Origin of the sequence: Dokdonella sp., assembly GCF_039926425.1 — a bacterium.
Taxonomy (GTDB): Bacteria; Pseudomonadota; Gammaproteobacteria; order Xanthomonadales; family Rhodanobacteraceae; genus Dokdonella_A.
The window spans coordinates 1-5,794 of the sequence record NZ_JBDSWZ010000095.1 but is presented as its reverse complement, the minus strand read 5'-3'; the positions used below and the strand labels follow the sequence as shown (position 1 = coordinate 5,794).

Here is a 5,794-nt window from a genome sequence, read left to right as displayed (position 1 = left end):
TCATGTCAAAGCCGCCGCGCCAGTGGCCAGTGATGTTGCCGTGTTCACTCAGGACAGACCTTCGACAAAGCCTTGCTTGTTCACGCGGATCAACTCGGCGCTGGGTGTCTTGGGCAGCCCCGGCATCGTCATGATCTCGCCACAGATCGCCACGATGAAACCCGCGCCCGCCGACAGCCGCACTTCGCGCACTGGAATGGTGAAGCCGGTCGGGGCGCCACGCGTGTTGGGGTTGGTGGTGAAGCTGTACTGGGTTTTCGCGATGCACACTGGCAGATGGCCATAACCCGCAGCCTCCCAGGTCTTGAGCTGCTTCCTGATCGACGGGTCTGCATCGACGCCATCGGCGTGGTAGATCGTCCTCGCGATGGTTTCGATCTTTGCAAACAAGCCCATCTCGTCGGGGTAGATCGGCGCAAAGTTCGCCACACCGCTCTCTGCCAGCTCCACCACGTGATGCGCCAGATCCTCGATGCCCGCTGAGCCTTGTGCCCAGTGCTTGCACAGAAACGCACGCGCACCGCGCTCGGCGACATACGCCTTCACCGCCTCGACCTCCGCATCGGTGTCGGAAGAAAAGTGGTTGATCGCCACCACGACCGGTACGCCGAAGCGTTTCACATTGTCGATGTGGCGGCCGAGATTCGGGCAGCCGGCCTGCACGGCGGCGACGTTTTCGGATTCCAGATCCGCCTTGGCCACGCCACCATTCATCTTCATCGCGCGAACGGTCGCCACGATCACTGCGGCGGCAGGCGCAAGCCCGGCCTTGCGGCATTTGATGTCGAAGAATTTTTCCGCGCCAAGGTCGGCGCCAAACCCCGCCTCGGTCACCACATAGTCGCCCAGGCGAAGTGCCGTCTTTGTCGCGATCACGGAATTGCAGCCATGCGCGATATTGGCGAACGGGCCGCCATGCACGAAGGCCGGATTGTTTTCCAGCGTCTGCACCAGATTGGGCTGCATCGCATCTTTCAGCAAAACGGTCATCGCGCCATCGGCCTTGAGGTCGCGGCAATAAACCGGCTTCTTCTCGCGTGTATAGGCCACGACGATGTTGGAAAGCCGGGCCTGCAGATCGTCGAGATCATTGGACAGGCACAGGATCGCCATCACTTCGGACGCCGCAGTGATGTCGAAGCCGGTCTCGCGCGGGAACCCGTTCGCCACGCCGCCGAGCGACACCACCACATCGCGCAACGCGCGGTCGTTCATGTCCATCACGCGGCGCCACACGACGCGGCGCTCGTCGATGTCGAGGCTGTTGCCCCAATGGATGTGGTTGTCGATCATCGCCGCCAGCAGATTGTGCGCGGACGTGATGGCATGGAAGTCGCCGGTGAAATGCAGGTTCATCTCTTCCATCGGCACGACCTGCGAATAGCCCCCGCCCGCAGCACCGCCCTTCATGCCGAAGTTCGGGCCAAGGGACGCCTCGCGGATGCAGATGATGGCCTTCTTGCCGATCCGGTTCAGACCGTCACCCAAGCCCACCGTGGTCGTGGTCTTGCCCTCGCCAGCAGGGGTCGGGTTGATCGCGGTCACCAGGATCAGCTTGCCCATCGGCCGCGCGTCCAGTGCCTGGATGAAAGCATGCCCAACCTTGGCCTTGTCGTGGCCATAGGGCTGCAGATGCTCCGGCGGAATGCCCAGCTTCGCACCAATGTCCACGATGGGCTTTTTCGTCGCTTCGCGTGCAATCTCGATATCGGGTTTGAAGGCCATGTTGTTCTTCCAGAGGGCAAACGGCGACTGCACAGGACAAGGCGAAGAATGCTGCGCTGCGGAAGCCGAACGTTCGACTACACCCGCGCCGGATTCGCCCGATCGCGTATCCACCGGCTGATGATGGGATAAGACGGGAATTTTTTTCAACTGGGAAGATGGGCTGCGGTCCTGTTAGCTCTTGCGCGCTACCGACGCGAAAGGGCGTGAGCTCCGTCGATGCCATGTCCACCGCTCGGCATTGGCGCTTGAAGAATCGTCGATGGAGCGCCCAAGGGCCAACGCTGAGGCGCCAAACTCCTGCATCGGACTCGGGAGTGCGAACGATGGAGCTTCCGTCGGCATTGCTGCGGCTCAGCCGGACAACGCACGGCAGAAACGCAGCACTGCTGCGGCTCCACGTCGCGCGGCTTGCATCGAATTCGGCGCGATGGTCGTGCCAATACGGAATCGTGCCGCACCCGGCAGTCATGAACGACTCCCGTTTTCCCGGCTTCGACACATACAAATTTGGGCAGGCGCGATTGAAAGAGCAATGAAAGCGTGATCGCAGATGCTTGGCGAAGTCGGCACGACTCGGCGGTGCCCGCCTGTCGCGTTGATCCCAGTCCTTCTCCGGAGATCGACCATGATGTTCAGAACCGCCGTCCTGTCGTCGCTGCTTTTTTTCGGCTCTGTGGCATCCGCACACGCCGGCGCGCCGCCCGACGGTACGCCGACCCAGTTCACAGTGAGCACCCGTGTACTCGGTCCGGCGTCGCTGACGGGGCACGGGAGTATTCTTCCAGCCACACAACTCGTTGCCGATGGCGGGACATCGATGGTGACGATCGTGGCGGAACCCGGATATCGCGTGATCGCGGTTGCTGCCGGTGCCTGCAGTGGTGTGCCGAACGGTGACGGCAGTTACACGATCGGCCCGATCCAGTTCGATTGCAAGATCGACGCGACGTTCGCTCTCGATCCGGCCGACGTCGTATTCCAGTCCGACCTCGAGGACGACGTCCGGCAGGTTGCCGACATCAACCTCGACATCCCGGCGAACATGTACGGTGCGAGCATCAATTGGGAAACGTCCGCCACGTGCTTCGGGGCTGCGGGCGCATTCTGCGACAGCACCTACCATTTTCGGCCGGCGTCCAGCCTGTTCGTGCTGGGTCACCAGTACCTGGTCTTCCGCTACCCGAGCAATGACGACGATGACTTGCCGGGCGCCGTCCGTAACTACGGCATCGTTGCGACGATCAACAGCGACGACCCTGACGCGCCGTACCCGATCTCCTTGCCGCTACACGCGGGCGACATCGTGGGTCCTGCAGAAACGTTCGACTATCCGACGTCGGTCGCCGGATGCGCTCCGTGGATCAGCCCTGACGGCGTGGATGCATACATCGGGTTCCAGTTTCTCAATTCGATGACCGGCCGGATCAACTACGGCTATGCGCATTTGTTGACGCAGCCCTCGACCAACGGGTTCCCGGCCACCATCACCGATTACGCGTACAACCGTCGGGGCGACGCCATCGCGATTCCCTGAAGATCACTGTCGGCCGCACGCGCGGAGCAACGGATCGCGGGCGTCAGAAAAGATGTGCCGCGTGCGGCCCGCAGTGCCCCGCAGACGGGACGGCGCATTGGAGTCATCGTGCCGACCTCGCGCAATGGACGACCAACGTGGCAGGCAAGCGCCCAAGCGACCTGTCAGAAATCGCGCAACAGATCGTGCAATGTGGCAACGATTGGCAGTCTTCGCATTTATTCGACGGGCAATCAGCGCCGCAGAAGCAATCTGCGCGACATCGCGATCGCCGAGGACTGCGAGATTCACAAGTTCGTGAAGAGGATGACGCGTGTCCGTCTGCTGCTGTCGCTCCAGCGTTGAGGGAAGGCACGTGGTTCAGCATATTCCCCGTATGAGCCGGCCCGCGCGCCGGCGCCGAGGAGGGTCGAACGATGCGCCCCTGTTCTTGCTGCTTCGCTACTTGCCATGTGCTACGGGTTCCACCGTCACATCAAGCTTCATCCATACGGGACCGAGTGCGTCGTCGCCGACGTGTTCACACGCACGCGAGTCCACCGCAATTGGCTTCGCGCTGAAGACGATTGCAGATGACCGTTGCGTGCGGGCAGCGCCGGCGCGAACGGCTGCCAATGTTTCCTTCGGAACACTCCATCCCAATGCCGGCATCTCCTTGGCCAGCTGATCAGCCAATGCGGTCAGCGCAGCGGCACGATCTCGTTCACACCAGATGTCTGCCGAAAAAATGATGCTCGGATCGTTGCCGCTGTCAGACAACAGGACTTGCAGATCGGGCCTGTGTCCTGGCCCTTGCCCGGAGAGGCGATGCTCCAGCGTGCACAGGTACATGACACCCGGGACATTGATCTCGGCAGTCTGGCGCCGACCCGGGTTGAGCAGGTCCTCTGGCGCCATCCATCCCTGCTGTTGCAGAGTTTTGCAGAGCTGCGGCAATGCTGTCGAAAATGGTGCGACAGCTGCGGCGTGTGCGTCATTGGTGGCGACAACGATGAGTGCACCGAGTAGAAAACGATTGATCATGTGATTCACGCAGCGTCCGTGGGGGGATGGATCGCGTCAATCGCGACGACGACGATGAAGCTGAAAGACGCCCGCATTCGATGGAGCAAGTTCGCAGTCGCCCGTCCGAAAAAACAGGTCGCGCGGTCGCATTGCATTCTTCAGCAAGCATGCCCGTCGATTTCCTGTAGTCGGACTCTCGATTCGAGTCATCGTGAGGGCGTCGCGGAATGGACGGCATCGTGGAACCCCCGCCCAGCGTCGATCGTCCAGAAATTGCGCAACACTTCTTGCAGCGTGGCAATGATCTGCAGCCGTCCCTTTTTCGATGAGGTGACGATCAACGTTGCCGGCACGACTTTCTTTCTCCAGTGCCACCGGTCTATCGAACTCAACCCGGTTCGCGCCGCCATTGCAGCGGACCCGGCGGATGCGCCCGCGCTCGTGCAGCGCTCGCTGGCGGCGCACCACGCGTCCAGTCATTCAACGCGTGACCGCCTGACCCCGCTGCAGTTGGTAGTCGACCACGACGGCTGTCACCACGTCGCTACCGACATTGGTTGTCGTGCGCATCATGTCCAGAACGCGGTCAATGCCGATGATGATGCCGATGCCCTCGGGAGGCACGCCGAACGTGACGAGCAGGCCGGCGATCAACGGCAGCGAACCACCCGGAATCCCTGCGACAGCCACCGCACTGAGCACCGCCAACAGCATCAGCATGATCTGCTGGCTGAGTGACAGGTCCACGCCGAAGACCTGGGCGACGAACAGCACCACGCAGCCCTCGTAGAGCGCAGTGCCGCTCATGTTCATCGTCGACCCCAGCGGCAACACGAAATTGGCTGTGCTCGGCTGCAGCTTGAGGTCTTCGCTGGCGCTGGCCAGTGCGGTTGGCAACGTGGCGTTGCTCGAGCTCGTCGAGAACGCAGTCACCAACACGGGTCGGATGAGTCGGAAGAATGGCAGCGGCGATCGCTTCGCCAGGAAGCGCAGCCACAAAGACATCGTGCCGAACAGGTGCAGCGCAAGCGCCAGAGCACAGCCGATCACGAAGACCGACAACGCCAGCAGCACATCCAGTCCCACTTTCACGATGACGCTGTAAATCATCGCCGGCACCGCATACGGCGCGAGGCGCAGCGCAAAATGGACAATGCCGGTCATCACTTCGGTGATCGTGTCGAGGCCCTCCAGCAGCGCCTTGCGACGGCTCTCGCCGAGTTGGGTCGCCGCGCCACCGAACAGGATCGCGAACACGATCAGCGGCAATACATCGCCCAGCGTGGCGCGGCTCTGGCCCGACACAGCGCCGACGAGATTGCGCGGCATGAACATCTCCACCAGCGTGGACAGGCTCATCTCGGTCTGTGCGGCGCGTGCGGGGATCGCTTGCGTACCGCTCCCGTACTCCTCCAGCAACTGCGCGGTGGCCTGCGGGTTCAAGTGATGACCCGGACGCAGTGTGTTCATCATCACCAGCCCGATTGCCACGCCAATCACCATGTTCAGAAAGAACATCACAAACGT

5 protein-coding genes are annotated in these 5,794 nt (G+C 61.9%); 1 reads left to right on the top strand and 4 read right to left on the bottom strand.

Annotated features, from left to right (window positions below; genetic code table 11):
• Positions 1 to 48: 48 nt before the first annotated feature.
• Positions 49 to 1,725: a formate--tetrahydrofolate ligase gene (locus ABIV12_RS06365; protein ID WP_348057407.1), complete on the bottom strand. Its 1,677-nt coding sequence runs from the start codon at positions 1,723 to 1,725 to the stop codon at positions 49 to 51.
• Between the two features lie 628 nt (positions 1,726 to 2,353).
• On the opposite strand from ABIV12_RS06365, the gene ABIV12_RS06360 reads away from it, so the two are divergent.
• The gene (locus ABIV12_RS06360) at positions 2,354 to 3,262 is read left to right on the top strand and encodes a hypothetical protein (protein ID WP_348057405.1); all 909 of its coding nucleotides are present in this window, start codon (positions 2,354 to 2,356) and stop codon (positions 3,260 to 3,262) included.
• A 441-nt stretch (positions 3,263 to 3,703) separates the two neighbouring features.
• Here the strand turns inward: ABIV12_RS06360 and ABIV12_RS06355 are convergent, their stop codons facing one another.
• From ABIV12_RS06355 to ABIV12_RS06345, 3 genes are all read right to left on the bottom strand, one after another.
• Positions 3,704 to 4,294 carry a hypothetical protein gene (locus ABIV12_RS06355; protein ID WP_348057403.1) on the bottom strand — a complete coding sequence of 197 codons (591 nt, stop codon included), beginning with the start codon at positions 4,292 to 4,294 and terminating at the stop codon, positions 3,704 to 3,706.
• A 179-nt stretch (positions 4,295 to 4,473) separates the two neighbouring features.
• Positions 4,474 to 4,677, bottom strand: coding sequence for a hypothetical protein (locus ABIV12_RS06350; protein WP_348057401.1), 204 nt, complete (start codon positions 4,675 to 4,677; stop codon positions 4,474 to 4,476).
• A 70-nt stretch (positions 4,678 to 4,747) separates the two neighbouring features.
• On the bottom strand, positions 4,748 to 5,794 hold a 1,047-nt coding region (locus tag ABIV12_RS06345), incomplete at its 5' end, for a dicarboxylate/amino acid:cation symporter (protein ID WP_348057399.1).